The 20404-nt window shown below is 68.2% G+C and carries 17 protein-coding genes and 1 pseudogene; 4 read left to right on the top strand and 14 right to left on the bottom strand.

Annotation, left to right across the window (positions count from 1 at the left end; all coding sequences use genetic code 11):
- Nucleotides 1-108: 108 nt before the first annotated feature.
- The 14 genes and pseudogenes from DPV74_RS01860 to DPV74_RS01925 all read right to left on the bottom strand — a co-directional run.
- Nucleotides 109-301 (bottom strand): annotated as a pseudogene (locus DPV74_RS01860) (LysR family transcriptional regulator); the annotation flags it as partial.
- A gap of 11 nt (nt 302-312) precedes the next feature.
- Entirely contained in the window at nt 313-1500 is a 1188-nt protein-coding gene (locus DPV74_RS01865; RefSeq protein WP_119336412.1) for a M20 aminoacylase family protein, read from the bottom strand.
- Nucleotides 1501-1569: 69 nt separating this feature from the next.
- The gene (locus DPV74_RS01870; protein ID WP_060316328.1) at nt 1570-3039 is read right to left on the bottom strand and encodes an aldehyde dehydrogenase family protein; all 1470 of its coding nucleotides are present in this window, start codon (nt 3037-3039) and stop codon (nt 1570-1572) included.
- Between the two features lie 192 nt (nt 3040-3231).
- The gene (locus DPV74_RS01875; protein ID WP_059699513.1) at nt 3232-4557 is read right to left on the bottom strand and encodes an FAD-binding oxidoreductase; all 1326 of its coding nucleotides are present in this window, start codon (nt 4555-4557) and stop codon (nt 3232-3234) included.
- 2 nt (nt 4558-4559) lie between these two features.
- Nucleotides 4560-5294, bottom strand: a complete 735-nt coding sequence (locus DPV74_RS01880) for a cupin domain-containing protein (RefSeq protein WP_119336413.1) — start codon at nt 5292-5294, stop codon at nt 4560-4562.
- Between the two features lie 92 nt (nt 5295-5386).
- The gene (locus DPV74_RS01885) at nt 5387-5851 is read right to left on the bottom strand and encodes a helix-turn-helix domain-containing protein (RefSeq protein WP_051363326.1); all 465 of its coding nucleotides are present in this window, start codon (nt 5849-5851) and stop codon (nt 5387-5389) included.
- 107 nt (nt 5852-5958) lie between these two features.
- Entirely contained in the window at nt 5959-7293 is a 1335-nt protein-coding gene (locus DPV74_RS01890) for an FAD-binding oxidoreductase (RefSeq protein ID WP_205571876.1), read from the bottom strand.
- A complete protein-coding gene (locus DPV74_RS01895) occupies nt 7294-7434 on the bottom strand; it encodes a hypothetical protein (RefSeq protein ID WP_155706102.1) in 141 nt (46 codons plus the stop codon).
- Nucleotides 7434-9308 carry an ABC transporter ATP-binding protein gene (locus DPV74_RS01900; protein WP_119336414.1) on the bottom strand — a complete coding sequence of 625 codons (1875 nt, stop codon included), beginning with the start codon at nt 9306-9308 and terminating at the stop codon, nt 7434-7436. The genes DPV74_RS01895 and DPV74_RS01900 overlap by 1 nt, the downstream gene beginning before the upstream one ends.
- Nucleotides 9308-10267 (bottom strand): ABC transporter permease, encoded by a 960-nt coding sequence (locus DPV74_RS01905; protein ID WP_027792823.1) that lies wholly within the window; start codon nt 10265-10267, stop codon nt 9308-9310. The genes DPV74_RS01900 and DPV74_RS01905 overlap by 1 nt, the downstream gene beginning before the upstream one ends.
- 30 nt (nt 10268-10297) lie before the next feature.
- The gene (locus DPV74_RS01910; RefSeq protein ID WP_048027389.1) at nt 10298-11251 is read right to left on the bottom strand and encodes an ABC transporter permease; all 954 of its coding nucleotides are present in this window, start codon (nt 11249-11251) and stop codon (nt 10298-10300) included.
- A 79-nt stretch (nt 11252-11330) separates the two neighbouring features.
- Nucleotides 11331-12917, bottom strand: coding sequence for an ABC transporter substrate-binding protein (locus DPV74_RS01915; RefSeq protein ID WP_027792825.1), 1587 nt, complete (start codon nt 12915-12917; stop codon nt 11331-11333).
- Between the two features lie 573 nt (nt 12918-13490).
- Nucleotides 13491-15029 carry a methyl-accepting chemotaxis protein gene (locus DPV74_RS01920; protein WP_091921966.1) on the bottom strand — a complete coding sequence of 513 codons (1539 nt, stop codon included), beginning with the start codon at nt 15027-15029 and terminating at the stop codon, nt 13491-13493.
- 174 nt (nt 15030-15203) lie between these two features.
- On the bottom strand, nt 15204-15872 hold the full coding sequence (locus DPV74_RS01925; RefSeq protein ID WP_021156521.1) for a haloacid dehalogenase type II: 669 nt from the start codon (nt 15870-15872) through the stop codon (nt 15204-15206).
- 431 nt (nt 15873-16303) lie between these two features.
- Between DPV74_RS01925 and DPV74_RS01930 the strand changes: the two genes are divergently transcribed.
- The 4 genes from DPV74_RS01930 to DPV74_RS01945 all read left to right on the top strand — a co-directional run bounded on the left by DPV74_RS01930 (nt 16304) and on the right by DPV74_RS01945 (nt 20241).
- A complete protein-coding gene (locus DPV74_RS01930; protein ID WP_027792827.1) occupies nt 16304-17164 on the top strand; it encodes a GNAT family N-acetyltransferase in 861 nt (286 codons plus the stop codon).
- 12 nt (nt 17165-17176) lie between these two features.
- Entirely contained in the window at nt 17177-18103 is a 927-nt protein-coding gene (locus tag DPV74_RS01935) for a glyoxylate/hydroxypyruvate reductase A (protein WP_119336415.1), read from the top strand.
- A 161-nt stretch (nt 18104-18264) separates the two neighbouring features.
- Nucleotides 18265-19665, top strand: a complete 1401-nt coding sequence (locus tag DPV74_RS01940) for an aspartate aminotransferase family protein (protein ID WP_119336416.1) — start codon at nt 18265-18267, stop codon at nt 19663-19665.
- Nucleotides 19666-19749: 84 nt separating this feature from the next.
- A complete protein-coding gene (locus DPV74_RS01945; protein ID WP_006749694.1) occupies nt 19750-20241 on the top strand; it encodes an Lrp/AsnC family transcriptional regulator in 492 nt (163 codons plus the stop codon).
- Nucleotides 20242-20404 lie beyond the last annotated feature (163 nt).

Consider the following 20404-nt stretch of genomic DNA (forward strand, 5'->3'; position numbering starts at 1 on the left):
ATGGCTTTCATCGCATGCGGTCATTTGGCGACGCGCCTCGGCAGCGTGGCCTGACGATACGACGGCCGTGACACGGCGGAGGTTGGCACTGAACACGGCCGGCCAGGCCATGCGGCCGAATACGTCCGCCGGAAAGTCGACGCACGCCCGCACCTTCGCCGACGCAGCCAGCCGTGCCGGATACACCGCCCACACGTTCGCGGGCTGCGCGACGCCGGGCAGCACCTGCACGAGTGCGCACGCTGTCGAGCAGCGTGCGCACGTCCCATAGCTAGCGCAGCACGATGCCGCGCCCCGATATCAGGCACGCATTCACGACGATCGCCTGTAGTAATGCTGCGCCAGCGCGACCCAATACCGGACACCGGCCGGGATGATTTCGTCGTTGAAATCGTATTTCGGGTGATGCAGCGACGGTGCCGCCGCGCCCTCCGGCGCATTGCCGATCAGCACGTAAGCGCCGGGCCGCTCCTCCAGCATGAAGCCGAAATCCTCCGACGTCATGTTCGGCGGCACGTCGCGGTACAGGCGTTCGCCACCGAACGTGTCGCCGATCACCGCCTCGCACAGCGCCGTCTCGGCCGGCGTGTTGACCGTCGCCGGGTAATACTGGAAAAACTCGACGTCGACCTGCGCGCCATACGCGCGCGCCAGCCCCTCGCACGTGAGCTGCACGTCTGTCTGCAGTTTCTGCTGCAACGCGGACGACAGCGTGCGAATCGTCCCGCGCAGCTCGACGCTGTCCGGAATGACGTTGTCCGTCGTGCCCGCATGGATCATGCAGACGGAAATGACCGCAGGGTCCACGGGATCCTTGTGCCGCGCGGCGATGGTCTGACACTGCAGCACCATCGAACACGCGAGCGGAACGGGATCGATGCCCAGATGCGGCTGCGCCGCGTGCGCGCCCTTGCCGGTCACCTTGATCCTGAAGCGCGAGCCCGCGGCCATGATCGGGCCGGTACGCAATCCGAAATGCCCGGCAGGCAAGCCGGGCCAGTTGTGCATGCCGAACACCGCTTCGGTCGGGTATTGCTCGAACAGCCCGTCGTCGATCATCTTGCGCGCGCCCGCGCCGCCCTCTTCGCCCGGCTGAAACACGAAATGAACGGCACCCGGCAATGGCGGCAGCTCCTTCAGGATGCGCGCGGCGCCGAGCAACATGACGGTATGGCCGTCGTGCCCGCATGCGTGCATGATCCCGTGCGTGCACGATGCGTGCGCGAAGTCGTTGGCTTCCTGGATCGGCAGTGCATCCAGATCCGCACGCAGCACGATGCCGCGCGCCGGGTCCACACCGGGCAGGCTCGCGACGACGCCCGTACCGCCCAGCCCACGCGATACCGCATAGCCGAGCGCGTCGAGCTCGCGGGCTACGACGTCGGCGGTCCGGTGTTCTTCGAATCGCAGCTCGGGATGCGCATGCAGATCGCGCCGCAGCCTTGCCCAGTGCGCGTGATGCGCTTGCAGCGACGTATCGGGAATGACAGGTTTTTCCAATTTCGGCACCTTCCGAAAGTAAGCGGCTTCCAGTCCGTGCTGCCGCCGCGTTCGCACGCAGCGGCTGCGTCAGTCGTAAAAGCCGATGATCGACTTGATTTCCATGTAGTCCTCCATCCCTTCGATCCCGTACTCGCGGCCGTTGCCCGACTGCTTGTAGCCGCCGAACGGCGCCTGCGGATCCCATGCCGGATAGTTCAAGTGCACCTGCCCTGCCCGGATGCGGGCGGCCACCGCGCGCACGCTTTCGTGGTCGCTGCCCTGCACATGCGCGCCGAGCCCGTACACCGTGTCGTTCGCAATGGCGATCGCTTCTTCCACCGTGTCGTAGGGAAGGATCGCCAGGACCGGACCAAAAATCTCCTGTTGCGCGATCGTCATGTCGGTGCGCACGTCGGAAAAAATGGTCGGCCGCGCATAGAAGCCCCGATCGAATCCCGCCGGCCGCCCCGGGCCGCCGGCGATGAGCTTCGCCCGTTCGTCGATGCCTGCATCGATCATCTGCGCGACCCGCCCGAATTGCGCGCGATTGGCAAGCGGCCCATGCGTCGTCGCCTCGGCGAACGGATCGCCGACCACCAGCCGCTCCACTGCCGCGACGGCCAGCGCCTCGACCGCGCCGAGCGCGGCGCGCGGCACGATCATGCGGGTCGGTGCGCTGCACGACTGGCCCATGTTCCTGAACGCGGCGGCCACGCCGGGTGCGATCGCCTGCTGCAAGTCCGCATCCGGCAACACGATGTTGGGCGATTTGCCGCCGAGTTCCTGCGCGACGCGCTTGACGGTCGGCGCGGCTGCCTGCGCGACCAGCACGCCCGCGCGGGTCGATCCGGTAATCGACACCATGTCGACCTCCGGATGCGAAGAAAGCGCGGAGCCGACCTCCGCACCATTGCCGCTCACCAGGTTGAATACGCCTGCCGGCACCCCCGCGTCGGCGATCACTTCCGCAAACAGCAATGCGCTGAGCGGCGACAGCTCGCTGGGTTTCAGGACGACCGTACAACCGGCCGCGAGCGCCGGGCCGACCTTCGCGGTGATCTGGTAGATCGGCCAGTTCCACGGCGTGATCAGCGCGCACACGCCGATCGGCTCGCGCACGATCGCGGTCGTCCCGCGTCGGGAAACGAACGGATAGCGCGCGAGATTGTCGCGCGCGACCCGGATATGCTCGGCCGCGAGCGGCACGTGCGCGGCGCGCGCATAGGCGATCGGCGCACCCATCTCGGTGGCCAGCGCCGTGGCGAACAGTTCCGCCCGCTCCAGCATCAACGTGTGGATGCGATCGAGCAGCGCGGCGCGCGCCTGCGGCGAAGTGGCCGACCACCGTTCGAACGCACGGCGCGCGGCGGTGACGGCCCGGTCGGCGTCACGTGCGCTGCCGAGCGGGATGTCGCACACCGTGTCCTCGGTGGACGGGCACACGACCGCGAACCGGTCGCCGCCGTCGGGCAGGACCCAGTCGCCGTCGATGAAGAAACGATCCAGCCTGCCGGCTTGCATCAGGTGACGAACGGGGGAAATGACGGATGAATTCATTGCAGGATGTCCTTGAGGCGGTGCTGCACGCCCGCGAACGGCACGAACGACGGTCTGCCGAAGCGGTCGGATATAACGGGCCGATCGAAGCTTGTCGACGGGTTGAGATGGGCGCATCCTTCGACCGTCCGTCGACGATTCGCGCCATCGGCATGACCACGGTCCGCGCCGTGGCCGCCATCGCCCCGCGTACTAGAAATCCGCGACCTTGCCCCACGCGGAATCGCTGAACCGTTCCGGCCGATACGGCACCGGGTCGACCAGCGGTTGCGCACCGGTCGCGAGATCCGCGATCAGATGCCCGGCGCCCGGCCCGATGCCGAAGCCGTGACCGGAAAAGCCCGCGGCAAGGATCAGCCCCGGCACACCCGGCACTTCGCCGATGCCCGGCACGCCGTCCGGCGTGCTGTCGACGAAGCCGGCCCATGCGTGCGTGATCTTCGCGTCGCGAAGTTCGGGAAACAGTTCGGCGGCGCGGCGGTGGGTCTCGTTGACCGTCGGCATGTCCGGTTTCGGATCCAGAATGCGTACCGCCTCCATCGGCGTCGGTTCATCGAGCCGCCAGCGCTTCAGCGTTTCATGCCCGCCGCGCACGCCTTCGAGCCAGCCCGGCAGAAGATTGCGCCAGCGCTTCGCGAACATCGGCAAGAACTGCGGCGCGAATCGCAGGAACTGCGGCGTCACGTCCACGCGCGCGCGACCGCTGATCGCCAGCGCGTAGCGTCCGTCGCTGCGGCGCGTCACGGACACACCGGACGTATACATCGCATCCGGCAGCGGATGCTCGACAGGCGACACGCTCAGGATCGACTGACGGATCGACGCCTGCGGAAAGCGGATGCCGAGCTGGCGGCAGAACGACGACGCCCATGCGCCGCCGGCAAGCACGACCGTCCTGGTCTTGATGACGCCGGCCTCCGTGACGACGCCGCCGACACGCCCGCCCTCGAGTTCGATGCCGCGCGCCGCGCAGTGCTGGTGGACACTGCCGCCGAGCTTCATCAGTGCGGCGGCGACGGCCGGTGCGGCCTTCTCCGGGTCGGCCGTGCCGTCGGTCGGCGAAAAGACGCCGCCTTTCCACGTCCGCCCGGTCGCATGCCCGCGCTCGGTGGCCTGCTTGCGGTCGAGCATGTATGTCGTCACGCCCGCGGTCTTCGCGAACTCGCCCCAGTTGGCCCAGCGCGACAGCTCGGCCTCGTCGTTACTCAGATACAACAGCCCGCAGCGATGAAAGCCGGTGTCTTCGCCGGATTCGGCGGCGAATCGTTCCCACAGATCGATGCTCTTGCTCGCCATCGGCAATTCGCGTTCGTCGCGGTTCTGCTGCCGGCACCAGCCCCAGTTGCGGCTCGACTGCTCGGCGCCGATTCGCCCCTTCTCGACGAGCGCGACCGATACCCCGCGCCGGGCCAGGTAATAGGCGGTAAAGACGCCGATGATGCCGCCGCCGATCACGACGACGTCGGCCGATGCCGGCGGCGTGGGCGAGGTTTCTATAAGGCGCAGCGGTGGGGACATGGTCAGTCTCGTTCGGTTGAGGCACGTACGTTCTGCACGACGTAAAACTTCGCGACGCGTTCGCTGCTTTCCCACCCGATCGATACGCCGCGCGGCACGAACAGCGCATCGCCAGTGCCGAGCGACAGCACGCTGCCGTCGGGGGCGGCGAATCGCACGCTGCCGGCCAGCAGGAGCATGAACTCGTTGACGCGATGCGGGCGAACGATCCGGTGATAGGGCGTCGAATCCCACGTACCGGCGCAATACCCGGCGCCGTCGTCGAGGAACACGTTGTCGCTGCGGCATTGCGGTGCGGGGCCGAGCAGCACCTCGGGCGGCAGCGATGCGGAAGGCTTGAAGTCGGCGTCGGCCCGCAGCGGAAACAGGCCATGTTTCGTCGGCGTCGTGCACGCGGCTGCGCAGAACATCAACAACACGCGCGATTCCGCGGTGATGCGAAGCGCCGTGCCGGCGCCGATGACTGCCCCTTCCCCCGGCCCGAGCACCAGCGGCGCGGCCCCGGCCGCTTCGAGCGTCAGCTCGCCTTCGATGACCGCGATCGTTTCGATGTGCGGAAAGCGCGCCACGTCGAGTTCGCCGACGAAGGCGATACGTCCCGCGGCCATCGAGTCGGGCCCTTCCCAGGCGATCTCCCGATGTCGCGCAAAAGGATCGCCCTCGCCGAATGCCTGCTTGCGGAACGAGGTGGAACAAGGCGCGCCGTCGGCACGATGCAACACGAAAGCTGCGGTCATTTCTGCTCCTCTGCAGTGCGCGGCGGCCGGATCGAAAAACCGTCGCGCAATATTGGAAATCTCCGTTCGCCGGCGAACCCGCCGGAATCCCGTCAGGTGTGCACGCCGCCCGCACTTGCGCCCGCGCGGCGTTCGGTGTGCGCGCGCGCCGACGTCGTGCGCGCCGATGCACCGCCCGGTCGCGCGACCACGCAATCGCGCGGCGTGATCCCGAGCACCCGCCGAAAATGCCGGCAAAGATGGCTCTGGTCGAAGAACCCGACGTCGGTCGCGACGACCGACGGCGCCACACCGGCGCGCAACAGGTCCTGCGCGCGCCGCACCCGGACGAGGCACAGATACCGGTGCGGGGACAACCCGGTTTCGCTGCGAAAGCGCGCGGTGAAACGCGATACGCTCAACCCGGCCACCGCCGCGAGCGTGTCGAGATTCAGCGGCTGCGCGAACGACGCGTCGATCGTGCGCAGCACATCGCCGATCGCCGGCGAGACGGGCCGCGCGACGCGCGGTGTGCATGGCGTCGTGTCTTCGACCGAATCGTGAATCAGGTCGAGCATGCTGGCAGTCCTCATGTCGCCGCCTGCGGTGTCACGGCCGGCGAGGCGACGCCCGCTGACGGGCAAACGAAACGCGCTTTCATGTTGAATTCTCCCCGGCGCCCGCTTCAGTGCAGGAAATCCTGCACCCGGTAATACGCGCCGACGAACGGCAGGAACCACGCGTGCCCGAAATGTCCGGGCATCGCCGGCCAGTCGAGCTCGCGCCACGGATTCGAGGCCGTCGCGCCATACAGCACGTCGGCCATGACGCGGCCCATGTGCACCGACATCTGCACGCCGTGGCCGCTGTAGCCCATCGAGTAATAGAGTCCGTCGTGCTGGCCCGCGCGCGGCAGCCGGTCGGCGGTGATGTCCACCAGCCCGCCCCAGCAGTAGTCGAGCCGGACGTCGGCCAGTTCCGGGAAATAGCCGGCCATGCCGGCGCGCAGGATGTCGCCGCTTTTCGCGTCGGAGCGCGGGCTCGACATCGCGAAGCGGGCGCGGCCGCCGAACAGCAGCCGGTTGTCGGGCGTCACGCGGAAGTAGTTGCCGATCTGGCGCGACGTCACGTACGCACGGCGATGCGGGAACAGCCGGTTCAACTGCGCGTCGGCGAGCGGCTCGGTCACGACGATGAAGCTGCCGACCGGCGCGATGCGCCGCCGGAACCATCCGAACGGGCCGTGCTGCGATGCGCCGGTCGCGACGAGCACGCGATCGGCGACGATCCTGCCGCGCGCGCAGGTAATCGCGTGCCGCTCGCCGTCGAGCCGGTCCAGCTGCGTGACGGCCGCATGCTCGTAGACGCGTGCACCCGCGCGCACCGCCGCGTGCGCAAGCCCGACACCGAACTTGCCCATGTGCATCTGCGCACCGTTGCGCTGCAAGAGTCCGCCGTAGAAGCCGTCGGACGCGACTTCATCGCGAATCCGCTCGGGTTCGATCAGTTCGATGTCCGGATCGACGTCGCGCCGCAACGCGTCGAACGTCTTCGCCAGCCCCGCGAAATGCTGCGGCTTCGCGGCGAGCTTCAGCTTGCCCGCGCGCCGGAAATCGCAGTCGATCGCGTGTTCGGCGACGATCGTCTCGACGCTCTTCACCGCGCTTTCGTATGCGCGATAGAACTGCTTCGCCGGCTCCGCGCCCATGCGCGCGGCCAATGACGCGTAATCCTGCGCGACGCCCGTGTTGCACTGGCCGCCGTTGCGGCCGGACGCTTCGCCCGCGACCTGCGCGGCTTCGAGCACGACCACCGATACGCCGCGCTGCGCCAGCGCGAGCGCCGCCGACAAGCCGGTAAAGCCGCCGCCGATCACGACCACGTCGGCGCGCCCTTCGACGGGGCCCTCGCAGCCCGCGCGAAATGCGGGACGGGTATCCAGCCAGTACGATTCGAATTTCATCGGGTCCTTCTCGAGCTTGTTGGCGACGACGATTGGCTGCCGTTCACGGGAAATCATTTAATCACCATCAAAAACCGCAGTTGCCGCGTATTCGCGCACGGCACGCGCGCAAATCGCCGTTTTGCGCGACCGCCGCAGCAGACTATGCGGTGCACCGGCCGCCACGTCGCGCGCGCCGAACGGCGGCGTGTCGCGCATTACAGCTGCACGGGCTGCCCGGGCGCGGCACCCGCCTGCGTCGGCTCGGCCTGGAAGCGCGCCAGGTCTTCCTCGTTGCGATGGCACAGCACCTGCGCGCCGTTGTCGAGCTTGCGCAGCACCGGTGGCGTCCGGTTGCAGAGGCCGTCCACCCGCATCGCGCAGCGCGACAGGAACGGACACAGCTCGCCGTCGTCCGCGCGCTCGCCGATCGGCACCAGCGGCCGATGGCAGCGCTCGGCCGCATCGTCGAGCCAGCCCGCGCGCAGCTCCGGCGCGGACGACACGAGCAGGTGCGAATACGGGTGATAAGGCGGCGCGCACAATGCGTCGCGGCTGCCCGTCTCGACGCGGCGGCCCGCATACAGCACGACGATGTCGTCGCTGATCGCGCGCACCTTCGCGATGTCGTGCGTGATGAACACGTAGGACACGCCGAGCTTCGCCTGCAGGTCGCGCAGCAGGTCCATGATCGCGGCGCCGACCACGGTGTCGAGCGCCGACGTGACTTCGTCGCACAGGATCAGGTCGGGTTCGGCCGCGAGCGCACGCGCGAGGTTCACGCGCTGCTTCTGCCCGCCCGACAGCTCGCCGGTGCGCCGCGCGGCCACCGCCTGCGGCAGCCGCACGAGTTCGAGCAGCTCCGCGACGCGCTGCCGCGCACGCGCGCCCTTGATCCCGTGGTAGAACGCGAGCGGCCGCGCGAGCGTGCGCTCGACGGTATGCACCGGATTGAGCGCGGTGTCGGCGTTCTGGAACACGATCTGCACCCGCCGGTGCTGCTCCTTGGTGCGCTTGCCGATATCGCGCGCGAGCGGCTCGCCGTCGAGCAGGATCTTCCCGGCCGCCGCCGGCACCAGGCCCGCGATCACCTTGGCGAGCGTCGTCTTGCCGGAGCCCGATTCGCCGATCACGCCGACCGTCTGTCCGCGCCCGATGCGCAGGTCGACTTCGTTCAGGATCAGCTTCGTGGGCCAGCCCTTCGCGTTGCGGCCGCCGTAGCCGGCGACCGCGCCGCGCACCTCGAGCAACGGCGCCGGGTCGGCCGGCGCCGGTTTGCCGTCGCGTTGCGCATCGTTCGGCGTGACCGCCGCGATCAGGCTCTGCGTGTACGGGTGCGCCGGCGCATGCAGGATCTGTTCGGTGTCGCCCGTCTCGCGGATCACGCCGTCGCTCAGCACGACGATCCGGTCGGCCATCTGCGCGACCACGGCCAGGTCGTGCGACACGTAGACCGCGCTCATCCCGTAGCGCCGGATCACGCTCTTGAACGCCTGCAGCACGTCGATCTGCGTGGTGACGTCGAGCGCCGTGGTCGGTTCGTCGAGAATCACGAGCTCCGGATCGGTGATCAGCGCCATCGCGGCCATCAGCCGCTGCAACTGCCCGCCCGACACCTGGTGCGGATAGCGCTTGCCGATCGTCTCCGGCTCCGGCAGCGCGAGCGCGCGGAACAGCTCGACCGCCTTTGCCTGCGCATCGCGCTTCGACATCGTCCGGTGAATCAGCGCGCTCTCGATCACCTGGTCGAGGATCGTGCGTGACGGGTTGAACGAGGCAGCCGCGCTCTGCGCGATATACGCGACCTTGCGGCCGCGCAGCGCGGCCAGGCCCGACGCCGACAGCCTGCAGACGTCCGTGCCGCCGATCTTCACCGAGCCTCCGGCAATCCGGCAGCCGGTGCGCGCGTGGCCCATCAGCGACAGCGCGATCGTCGTCTTGCCCGAGCCGGATTCGCCGATCAGCGCGAGCACCTCGCCGCGCCCGATCTCGAAGTCGACGTCGTGGACGATCGTCGTTTCCGCGGCGCCCGGGCGACCGCCGACAACGCGCAGCCCGCGCACCTCGACGAGCGGAGTCGATTGATCTCGCATCAGTGTTCTCCGGCGGCCGCGGCCGCGCCCTTGCGGCGGCCGCGATGCGGCAGACCGTCGATCAACAGGTTGACGCCCACCGTCAGGATCGCGATCGCGACCGCGGGCATGATCGCGACAGCCGAACCGTCGCCGAGGCTCGCGATATTCTCGCGCACGAGCGAGCCAAGGTCCGCATACGGCGGCTGCACGCCGAGCCCGAGAAAGCTCAGGCCGCTCAGCAGCAGCACGACGAACGTGAAGCGCAGGCCCGTGTCGGCGAGCATCGGATGAATCATGTTCGGCAGCATCTCGACGCACGCGATGTACAGCGCGCTCTCGCCGCGCGCCTTCGCGACCTGCACGAATTCGAGCGTGCTGATGTTGACCGCCAGCGCGCGCGCGATCCGGTACGAGCCCGGCATGTAGCTGACCGCGGCGGTCAGGACCAGCAGCGGCAGCGACGAGCCGAACGCGGCGACGAACATCAGCGCGAACATCTTCGACGGAATCGACGTGAGCGCGTCGAGCAGCCGGCTCATCGTCTCGTCGACCGCGCGGCCCGACACGGTCGCGAGCAGCCCGAGCGTCGTGCCGGTCAGCGCGGCGAGCAGCACCGCGGCGAGCGCGAGCAGCACGGTCAGACGCGTGCCGTACAGGATCCGGCTCAGCATGTCGCGGCCGAGGAAGTCGGAGCCGAACGGCAGCTTCGCGCTGAACCGCGCGAACACGTCCGGCGTGACGATCGCGCCCACGTCGTGCGGCGCGAGCAGCGGGGCGAACACCGCGATGAACAGCATCAGCCCGACCATCGACAGGCCGACACGGCCGCCGGCCGTCAATTCGATGCGTGCGGAACGGCGCTTACGCGGCTGGTCGGGGGCCGGGGCGGCGGGCGGCGTCGCGCCGCCCCACGGCGGGCGCGGTTCGCCGGACGGCGGCAGCGTGTTGCTGCGTTGAACGGGGTCGGTCGGGTGCATGGGCGGCATCTCGGAAGAAGGACGGGACGGTCAGGTCCGCAGTCGCGGGTTCGACACGATCGAGCACAGGTCGGCGAACAGCACGAGCGTCAGGTAGGCGACGCAGAAGATCATCGTGCACGCCTGGACCAGCGGGAAATCGCGGTTGCTGACGGCATCGACCATCAGGCTCGCGAGGCCCGGATAGTTGAAGATCGTCTCGACGACGATCACGCCGCCGAGCAGATACGACAGGCTCAACGCGATCGCATTGGCGATCGGGCCGATCGCGTTCGGCAACGCATGGCGCAGCACGACGCGTGCGGGGCTCGCGCCCTTGAGCACGGCCATCTCGACATACGACGCGCTCAACTGCTCGATCACCGCGGCGCGCGTCATGCGTGCCATCTGCGCGATCACGACCGCGCACAGCGTCAGCACCGGCATCGCATACGCACGCAGGAAATCGTGCAGGCTTTCGATCTCGCCGCTGTACGACAACGCGGACAGCCAGCGCAGCTTCACGGCGAACACGAGCACGGCGACGGTCGCGATCAGGAATTCCGGCGTCGCGACGAGCGACAGCGTGCCGAGGCTGATCACGCGGTCGACCAGCGACTCGCGCTTGACCGCCGCGAGGATGCCGAGCAGCAGCGCGATCGGCACCGACACGGCGGTCGTGATCGCCGCAAGCGTGAGCGACTTCGGCAGGCGTCCGCCGATCATCTCCGACACCGGCATGTCGCCGGACAGCGAACGGCCGAAATCGCCGTGCATCAGGCCGGCGAGCCAGTGCGCGTAACGCACGTGCGCGGGCATGTCGAGGCCGAACTGCTGGCGCAGCGCGGCAACCGTCTCCGGTGTCGCCGACTGGCCGAGCGCGGCCTGCGCGGCGTCGCCGGGCAGCAGGTTCGTGATCGTGAAGATGATCGCGGACACGATCAGCAACGTCAGCGCGGTGACCGCGATGCGTCGGACGATCAGGCCGATGAGAATTCGGTTCATGAAGCGACACTCCCGAAAAGGCCGCGCGTGGCCGGCGCGGTCGCCCGCACCGGCCGCAAAGCGGCCGCCAGCAACGACGTCACGCGTTCCACCACACGTGCTCGGCGAACATGAAGCCCATCATCCCGCCGGTCGGGATCGAACCGAGACCGGCGAGGCGCTTGTCATAACCGTCGAGGAAGCTGATGAAGGCCGGAATGCCGACCCGCCCCTGCTGCGACACGATCACCTGCATGTCGCCGTACATCTGCTTGCGCTTCGCGTCGTCGGTTTCCGAACGCGCGGCGAGCAGCAGCTGGTCGAACTTCGCGTTCTTCCAGCCCGACTCGTTCCACGGCGCATCCGACTTGAAGAACTGCGTGAACAGCACGTCGGCGCTCGAGCGCGGGTTGATGTTGCCGAAGGTGAGCGGGTGCTTCATCCAGTGGTTCGACCAGTAGCCGTCGGGCGACGCACGATTGACCTGCAGGTTCAGCCCGATCTTCTGGCCGGCCTGCTGCAGCAGCACGGCCATCTCGACCGACCCGTTCGCGTCGGACGTCGCATACATCGGCGGCAGCGTGACGCCCAGCGCGCCCGCCTTCTGGAGCAGGAATTTCGCCTTGTCCGGATCGTGCGCGCGCTGCGGCAGCGACGCGTTGAAGTAACGATGCCCCGGCGGAATCGGCTGGTCGTTGCCGATCACCGAGTAGCCGCGGAACACCGCCGAGCGGATCTGCTCGCGATCGAACAGGTACTTCATCCCTTCGACGAAATCGGGATTCGAGACGATCGGGTTGTCGCTGCGCATGATCAGGTCGGTGTAGAGGCCCGACTTGGTTTCCTTCAGCGCGTAGCCCGGCGTCGACGAGACCCGCTGCGTCGAGCGCGGATCGATCGCGTTGATCAGATGCACGTCGCCCGACAGCAGCGCGTTCAGGCGCGCGGCGCTGTCGCCGATACCGATCAGCTCGATCTCGTCGAGATACGGCCGGCCCGGCTTGAAGTAGCTGTCGTTGCGCACGCCGACGGTCGACACGCCCGGCTTGAACGACTTGAGCTTGTAAGGGCCGCAACCGATGCCGGTGCTGAAGTCGGTCGTGCCGTCCTTGACGATCACGAGCTGCGGCGTCGCGAGAATCACCGGCAGATCGGCATTCGCGCTGACCAGCGTGAGCGTGACTTCGTCCGGGCCGCTCGCCTTCGCGTCGGCGAACTGGTCGGCGAGCGGCTTGACCTTCGATGCGGTGGCGGCGTTCTTGTGGCGCATCAGCGAATACACCACGTCGGCCGGGCCGACCGACTTGCCGTCGTGGAACGTGACGCCCTTGCGCAGCTTGATGACCCACGTCTTCGCATCGGTGGTCTGCAGCGACTCGGCGAGGTTCATCTGCGGCGTCAGGCTCGCGTCGAGCTGCGTGAGGCCGCTGTAGAACATGAAGAAGCGAATGTAGTCGGCGCCGGTCGAGCCCTTGGCCGGGTCGAGCGTATCGGCCGTCGAACCGGATTCGTTCGCGACCCGGATCTTGCCGCCGCGTTTCGCCGCGGGCGCCGCGAATGCGCTCGCGGGGTTCATCAGGAGTCCGCCGGCGCCGGCGGCCATCATGCCGCTCGCCGCCATGACCTTCATCATGTCGCGGCGAGTGAAACCACCGTTGCCGCCGCCGTTGTCGATATCGTCGCTCATCCGAACTGCTCCTGACTGTTGAAAGTGGGTCCTGGGGTCCAGCGTGATTCGAGAAACCCGCCGCGCCCGCCTGCTGGTGGCGAGCCCGACGTCATGCATATGGAATTCATTTAAGCATCGCCAAAATGCGGTTTGTCGCGATTCGGGCCGCCCGCACGATACGAATCGACCGTTTTGAGCCGCCCGCGCAGCATGAATTGCTGCGTGCGCCCACGTGTCGCCGTGTACCCGGCGGCGTGTCGCGGCGGCTGCCCAACCCGTGTCGATGCAGGAAATCGTAAGGCCGCAGCCGCCGCAGATTGCGCCGACAAAATTGTCCGTTCGGCATCCGGCGCGCGTTTGGCACACGCAAACCGCACGTTTGTGTCGAATGCGTGTCCGCATGCCGATGACGGCTGAAACGCACGGTGTATTGCGGCAGATCGCCGCATGCACGGGCGTCGACGGTGGGGATCGCGACGGGACGTCGCGCAGGAAAGTTCAGAAGAATGCCGCTCGATCGGAACGGCTTGGCGGGAAGACGGGAGGATGACGGGACCGCCGGGAAACCGGACCCGTGCAGTCGTGCAGTCGTCAGGCAGCGAGCCGGAATACCGATACGGCGGCCCGCAGGCGCGCCGCCTGCTCGTCCAGCGACGAAGCGGCCGCCGCCGCCTGCTCGACGAGCGCGGCGTTCTGCTGGGTGACTTCGTCCATTTGCGCGACCGCCAGCCCGATCTGTTCGATGCCGGTGCTTTGCTCGGCCGACGCCGCCGAAATCTCGCCCATGATGTCGGCCACCCGGTCGATCGACCGGACGATCTCCGTCATGCGCTCGCCGGCCGTCTCGACGAGCCGGCTGCCGCTGCCGGCCCGCTCGACCGACGCGTCGATCAAGCCCTTGATGTCCTTCGCGGCCGCGGCGCTGCGTTGCGCGAGCGAGCGGACTTCCGACGCGACGACGGCGAACCCGCGCCCCTCCTCGCCGGCCCGCGCGGCTTCCACCGCGGCGTTGAGCGCGAGAATGTTGGTCTGGAATGCGATGCTTTCGATCACGACGGTAATGTCGGCGATCCGCACCGACCCATCCGAGATCTGCCGCATCGTTTCGACGACCGCCTGCACGGCGGCGCCGCCGAGTTCGGTCGCATCCTTGGCCTGGGCCACGAGCGCATTCGCCTGGCGCGCGTTGTCGGCGTTCTGTTTGACCGTGGACGTGATCTGCTCCATGCTCGCCGCCGTTTCCTGCAGCGACGCGGCCTGCTGCTCCGTGCGCTGCGACAGATCCAGGTTGCCTTGCGCGATTTCGCCGGTGCCGGTGGCGATCGAATGGGTCGTGGTCTGGATCTCGGCGATGGTGTCGGTCAGCCGCGCCTTCATGTCGCCCAGCGCGACGAGCAGGCTGCCGGGCGCGGCGTGCGCCGTATCGAACTGCACGTCCAGTTCGCCGGCCGCGATGCGGGCGGCGATCTGCGTCGCATGCGCGGGCTCGCCGCCCAGCGTGCGCCTGACGCTGCGCAGCACGCCCCAGGCGATGGCCGCGAGCGCCGCGGCGATGACGAGCGCGACGGCGCCGAGCGCCATCGCGAGCCGGGCAAACGCCGCGTTGATGTCGTCGTAGAAAAATCCGGTGCCGATCCACCAGTTCCAGTCCGGAATCGCGACCACGCCCTGCAGCTTCGGCTCCAGGTCCGCGTCCGGGCTACGCTTGATCAGCACGTCGACGAGCGCGAAATGCGCCTGCGCCATCCCCGCGCGGTACGCCTCGCTGTCGGTCATGCCGCTGGTCGTGCGGTTGCCTTTCGCGCGCGTGCCGATGAATTTCGCGTTCGGGTGCACGAGGTTGACGCCGTCGGACGTCGTGACCCAGAAGTAGCTCTTCGAATTCGCGTTGAGCGCGGCCAGCGCGGCCTTGGCCTGCTGCTGCGCCTGCTCCTGCGTGAGCGTGCCGCTCGTCTGCAGCGCGCGATACGAATCGACCAGATGCTCGGCCTTGGTCAGCAGAATGACGATCTCATCGCGGCGGCTGTCGATCAGCGCGTCGCGCAGCGTGTGCAGCGACAACGCGGCGAGCAGGACGACGCCGAGCAGCGCCGCGGCGACGAGCATCAGCAGTTTGGTGGACAACTTCATGCGGGGGCCTCGAAATATTAACCGTTCGGTACATATATCGGCCGGGGCGGCCCCGCCTTGAACGACTCGATATCGGTAATTACCCTCGTTTCGTACGCTGATCGAACGCGTGACGGGGCGCGCCGGCATCGCGGCCGCGTCCCGTCGTGCGATGGATCGGCCGGCCCCGGCGGCTTACAGGCCGAGCTGCGTCGCGAGATGGCCGATATCCGACACTTCGTAGTAGTTGTAGAACGGCGTGCCCGGCTCGTGGCCGCGATTGACGAACGCCTTGTGCTTGATGCCCAGATCCTCGGCCGTCATCAGGTCGTAGCGCAGGCTCGACGACACGTGCAGCACGTCCTCGGGCTTGCAGCCGAGCTTGCCGAACATGTACTCGAAGCCCTGCATCCGCGGCTTGTACGACTGCGCCTGCTGCGCGGTGAACACCGCATGGAACGGCGCGCCGAGCTTGTCGACGTTGCTCATGATCTGCTCGTCCATTGCGTTCGACAGGATCACGAGCTTGTACTTCGTCGCGAGTCGCGACAGGCCCGCCGGCACGTCCGGATGCGGGCCCCACGTCGGCACCGCATGATAGAAGCGCTCGGCCTCGGCCTCGTCGAACTTCACGCCGACTCGCGCGCAGGTGCGCCGGATCGCGTTGACGACGACGTCGCGGTACGGCTTCCACGCGCCGAGTACCTCGTCGAGCCGGTAAGCGGCGAACGCACGCACGAAATCCTCCATCGCGACCGGCGAGAGCCGGTCCGCGTAGATCTCGCGCGCCAGGTCCGCCATCTGGAAGCGGGTCAGCGTGCCGTAGCAGTCGAACGTGATGTACTTCGGTTCAAATTGGATCATGGTGACGTCCTGTCGGTGTGAAGCCCCGGCAGGGCCGGGGACGGGCTGGGTGGTATGAAATTGAATCAAGGCAAAAAACCCGGCGCACGTCGTTCGACGCCGCCCAAAACGCAGAATCGCCGCGTGTTGCGCGGCGCGGGCAGCACGATCTGCGGCGCTTGCCGGCGCGCGCCCGCCGCACCGGCGGGGCGGCTCGCCGGCAAGCGGCCGCGACACCGGTGTTTTCATCGTAGTGCCGTTCCCACAGCAGGCGCTGTCGGATTGACGGGCCTCGGCGGCACGATCCGCGCGTTCGCACGCGCCGATCGAGCCGGTTTGCGTCGATCTTGCACGGCCGCCCGCCGTCGCAGGAAAACAGGCGAATCATCCTATCCGTGCCGCGGTGTCGCTGGCAGAGTCGATATGTCATTCCTACCCATCCGGAGTCCAGCGTGTCCGATCTCAACCCTTCCCGCACGCTTATTTATCGTCGGTTCGCCGAAACCGACCTGCCCGCCGCGCATCGTCTGTCGGAAGCAGTCAAGTGGCCGCACCGGCTCGACGACTGGCGCTTCGTGCTCCAGCTCGGCGACGGCTTCGTCGCCGAGGACGAAACCGGCATCGTCGGTACCGCGCTCGGCTGGCGCTTCGGCGAAGCGCACGCGTCGCTCGGCATGGTCATCGTGTCGCCCGAGCACCAGGGCCGCGGCATTGGGCGCGAACTGCTCACCCGCGTGGTCGACAGCTTCGGCACGCGAACCATTTTTCTGCACGCGACGCCGGCCGGCGAGCCGCTGTACGCGAAATTCGGGTTCGAGGTGATCGATACGATCGACCAGCACCAGGGTGCCGCCTTCCAGCCGCCGCTGATATCGCTGCCGCCCGGCGAGCGCCTGCGGCCCATCGGCGCAAACGACGGCCCGCGACTTGCCGCGCTCGCCTCGCGGGCCGCGGGTTATCGGCGCGACGAGGTGATCGAGGCGCTGCTCGGCGTCGCGAACGGCATCGCACTCGATCGCGACGGCGAACTGCTCGGCTTCGCGCTGTTCCGCCGCTTCGGCCGCGGCCACGCGATCGGCCCGGTAGTTGCGCCGGACGCGCAGCGCGCGCAGGCGCTGATCAGCCACTGGCTCGCGCTGCACGAAGGGAAGTTCGTGCGGCTCGACGTGCCGGGCGACAGCGGGCTGTCCGACTGGCTGCAGGGGCTCGGTCTGCCGCGCGTCGATACCGTCGTCGCCATGGCGCGCGGCGCAACGCCCGCTCGCGACCCGGCGCTGCGCGCGTTCGCGATCGTGAACCAGGCCCTTGGTTGAGCGGTACCGACGATGAGCTTTCTCTACAAGGCCGACCCGGTGCGCGGTGCGCAATGGGCACAGCGCTTCGCGCAACAGGCGCCCGAGCTTCCGTTCCGGATCTGGCCGGACCTCGGCGATCCTGAAGCCGTCCGTTATCTCGCCGCGTGGCAGCCGCCCGACGATCCGGCCACGCTGCTGCCGAATCTCGAAGTCGTGTTCTCGGTCGGCGCCGGCATCGATCAGTTCGACCTGTCGCGTGTGCCTGCGCATATCCCGGTCGTGCGGATGATCGAGCCCGGCATCGTCGAAGGCATGGTCGAATACGTGACGCAGGCCGTGCTGACGATCCACCGCGACCTGCTCGACTACACGGCGCAGCAGCGCTCGCAAGTGTGGCGCGAGCAGCCGGTGCGCGCGGCCGCATCGCGGCGCGTCGGCGTGCTCGGGCTCGGCACGCTCGGCCAGGCCGTGCTCGATACGCTGCGCCGCTTCGGCTTCCCGTGCGCCGGCTGGAGCCGCACGCCGCGCACGCTCGACGGCATCGACTGCTACGCGGGCGACGCGGCACTCGACGCGTTCCTCGCCCGCACCGACATCCTGATCTGCCTGCTCCCGCTCACCGACGGCACGCGCGGGCTGCTCGGCGCACGCGTGTTCGATGCGCTGCCGGCGGGCGCGTCGCTCGTGCAGGTCGGGCGCGGCCCGCAGCTCGACGAAGCCGCGCTGCTCGCGGGGCTCGCGAGCGGCCGGCTCGACAGCGCGATCCTCGATGTGACGGACCCCGAACCGTTGCCGGCCGGCCATCCGTTCTGGACGCACCCGCGCATCCGGATCACGCCGCACATCGCGAGCGCGACGCGGCCGGACACCGCGGTCGAGGCCGTGCTCGCGAACCTCGCGCGGCATCGCGCGGGGCAGCCGATGATCGGCGTCGTCGATCGCGCGCGCGGTTACTGACGCGTGCGCCCGGCCCGGCGGGGCGCGCAGCAGAAAATGCCGAAGCGCCCCGCACAAACGCCGCGTTCGTATGTTTCAGAGTGCAAATTGAAAACGCATGAGGACGGCTCGCCCGGTAGCATGAACTCATCGCTGACACCCGACGAGAGTCCCGCCCTGCCATGAACCACGCCGCGCTGATCGAAGCTGATCGTCAACACCTGATCCACCCCGTCGTCAACTATCGTGCGCACGAGGCGCGCGGCGTCACCATGCTCGAATCCGCCGACGGCGTGTTCCTGCGCGACGCCGACGGCCATACGCTGCTCGATGCGTTCTCGGGCCTGTGGTGCGTCAACGTCGGCTACGGCCGCGACAGCATCGTGAAGGCCGCCGCCGAGCAGATGGCGAAACTGCCCTACGCGACCGGCTATTTCCATTTCGGCTCGCAGCCCGCGATCGAGCTGGCCGAACGGCTCGCGGCGCTCGCGCCGCCGTCGCTGAACCGCGTGTACTTCACGCTCGGCGGCTCGGACGCGATCGATTCCGCGGTGCGCTTCATCACGCACTATTTCAACGCGACAGGCCGCCCGTCGAAGAAGCAGATGATTGCGCTCGAGCGCGGTTATCACGGCTCGTCGTCGATCGGCGCGGGCCTCACCGCGCTGCCCGCGTTCCACCGCCATTTCGACCTGCCGCGCGCGGACCAGCACCACATCCCGTCGCCCTACCCGTACCGCCATCCGCTCGGCGGCGATCCGCAGGCGCTGATCGCCGCGTCGGTGGCCGCGCTGGAAGCCAAGGTTGCCGAACTCGGCGCCGACAACGTCGCCGCGTTCTTCTGCGAACCCGTGCAGGGTTCCGGCGGCGTGATCGTGCCGCCGGCCGGCTGGCTGAAGGCGATGCGCGACGCGTGCCGGCGCCTCGGCATCCTGTTCGTCGCCGACGAGGTGATCACCGGCTTCGGCCGCACGGGCCCGCTGTTCGCGTGCGAGACCGAACAGGTCGATCCGGACCTGATGACCGTCGCGAAGGGGCTGACGGCCGGCTATGCGCCGATGGGCGCGGTGCTGATGTCCGACGAAATCTACGAAGGGATCGCGGGCAGCCGTGCGGAGTCGGCCGTGGTCGGGCACGGCCATACGTATTCCGCGCACCCGGTCAGCGCGGCGATCGGCCTCGAGGTGCTGAAGCTCTATCACGAAGGCGGGCTGCTCGCGAACGGCCAGGCGCTGGCGCCGCGCTTCGCGGCGGGGCTCGATGCGCTGCGCGCGCATCCGCTCGTCGGCGACGCGCGGTCGGCCGGCCTGCTCGGCGCACTCGAGCTGGTCGCCGACAAGGCGCACAAGACGCGCTTCGACGCGGCGCTGAACGTGCCGGACAAGATCGCGGCGGCGGCCTACGCGAACGGCGTGGTGTTTCGCGCGTTCGGCGACGGCGTGCTCGGCTTCGCGCCGGCGCTGAGCTTCACCGCGGGCGAGTTCGACCTGATGTTCGAACGCGTGCGCAAGACGCTCGACGACGTGCTGGCCGATCCGGGCGTGCAGCGCGCCCTCGACACCGCGCACGCGCAGCCGGCCTGACCGGCCGAGGGAAAGCCGGGCTTGTGGCGGCCATCGTTCGACTCTAAAGTAACCGGACATTCCATTTTTCCGACTCACGTGAACATGACGGACAGCAAGCTGGATCGCATCGACCTGCGCATCCTCTCCCAGTTGCAGAAGCGCGGCCGCATGACCAACGTCGAGCTGGCGGATGCGGTCGGGCTGTCGCCGAGCCCCTGCCTGATCCGCGTGAAGCGGCTCGAGAAGGCCGGCTACATCGGCGGCTACGGCGCGCACATCCAGCTCGAGAAGCTCGGCGACGTGCAGGTCGTGTTCACCGAGGTCACGCTGGCCGACCACCGGCGCGAGGACTTCGACCGCTTCGTCGCGGCGATCCGCAACGTCGACGAGATCGTCGAATGCCACCTCGCGAGCGGCGGCTACGACTATCTGCTGAAGTTCATCACGCGCAGCGTCAGCCATTACCAGACGATCGTCGAAGGGCTGCTCGAGCAGAACATCGGCATCGAGAAGTATTTCAGTTACGTGATCATCAAATCGCCGTTCGTCAAACGGCACTACCCGCTCGAATCGCTGTTCGGCGAACGTCACTGACGGACGGCGCGCGGCAACCCCGAACGCGGCAACGTGCTGTCCGCGCGGGGTAGTCGCGCGCCCGCGCCTCCGCCGACCCGCTTCATCCAAGGACCTGTCATGCCGCTTACGCTGTCCCGAACCGAACTCGTTCGCACCGCCAACCTGATCGACGGAACGTGGC

The sequence above is a fragment of the Burkholderia sp. HAN2018 genome, assembly GCF_024704855.1.
GTDB lineage: Bacteria > Pseudomonadota > Gammaproteobacteria > Burkholderiales > Burkholderiaceae > Burkholderia > Burkholderia cepacia.

Bases quoted from the DNA above. Each gene is read 5' to 3' on its own strand.
- DPV74_RS01910 (WP_048027389.1), bottom strand. From the start codon at position 11,251: ATGAACCGAATTCTCATCGGCCTGATCGTCCGACGCATCGCGGTCACC.
- DPV74_RS01915 (WP_027792825.1), bottom strand. From the start codon at position 12,917: ATGAGCGACGATATCGACAACGGCGGCGGCAACGGTGGTTTCACTCGC.
- DPV74_RS01935 (WP_119336415.1), top strand. From the start codon at position 17,177: ATGAGCTTTCTCTACAAGGCCGACCCGGTGCGCGGTGCGCAATGGGCA.
- DPV74_RS01885 (WP_051363326.1), bottom strand. From the start codon at position 5,851: ATGCTCGACCTGATTCACGATTCGGTCGAAGACACGACGCCATGCACA.
- DPV74_RS01940 (WP_119336416.1), top strand. From the start codon at position 18,265: ATGAACCACGCCGCGCTGATCGAAGCTGATCGTCAACACCTGATCCAC.
- DPV74_RS01880 (WP_119336413.1), bottom strand. From the start codon at position 5,294: ATGACCGCAGCTTTCGTGTTGCATCGTGCCGACGGCGCGCCTTGTTCC.
- DPV74_RS01900 (WP_119336414.1), bottom strand. From the start codon at position 9,308: ATGCGAGATCAATCGACTCCGCTCGTCGAGGTGCGCGGGCTGCGCGTT.
- DPV74_RS01920 (WP_091921966.1), bottom strand. From the start codon at position 15,029: ATGAAGTTGTCCACCAAACTGCTGATGCTCGTCGCCGCGGCGCTGCTC.
- DPV74_RS01945 (WP_006749694.1), top strand. From the start codon at position 19,750: ATGACGGACAGCAAGCTGGATCGCATCGACCTGCGCATCCTCTCCCAG.
- DPV74_RS01870 (WP_060316328.1), bottom strand. From the start codon at position 3,039: ATGAATTCATCCGTCATTTCCCCCGTTCGTCACCTGATGCAAGCCGGC.
- DPV74_RS01925 (WP_021156521.1), bottom strand. From the start codon at position 15,872: ATGATCCAATTTGAACCGAAGTACATCACGTTCGACTGCTACGGCACG.
- DPV74_RS01905 (WP_027792823.1), bottom strand. From the start codon at position 10,267: ATGCACCCGACCGACCCCGTTCAACGCAGCAACACGCTGCCGCCGTCC.
- DPV74_RS01890 (WP_205571876.1), bottom strand. From the start codon at position 7,293: ATGATTTCCCGTGAACGGCAGCCAATCGTCGTCGCCAACAAGCTCGAG.
- DPV74_RS01895 (WP_155706102.1), bottom strand. From the start codon at position 7,434: ATGCGCGACACGCCGCCGTTCGGCGCGCGCGACGTGGCGGCCGGTGCA.
- DPV74_RS01875 (WP_059699513.1), bottom strand. From the start codon at position 4,557: ATGTCCCCACCGCTGCGCCTTATAGAAACCTCGCCCACGCCGCCGGCA.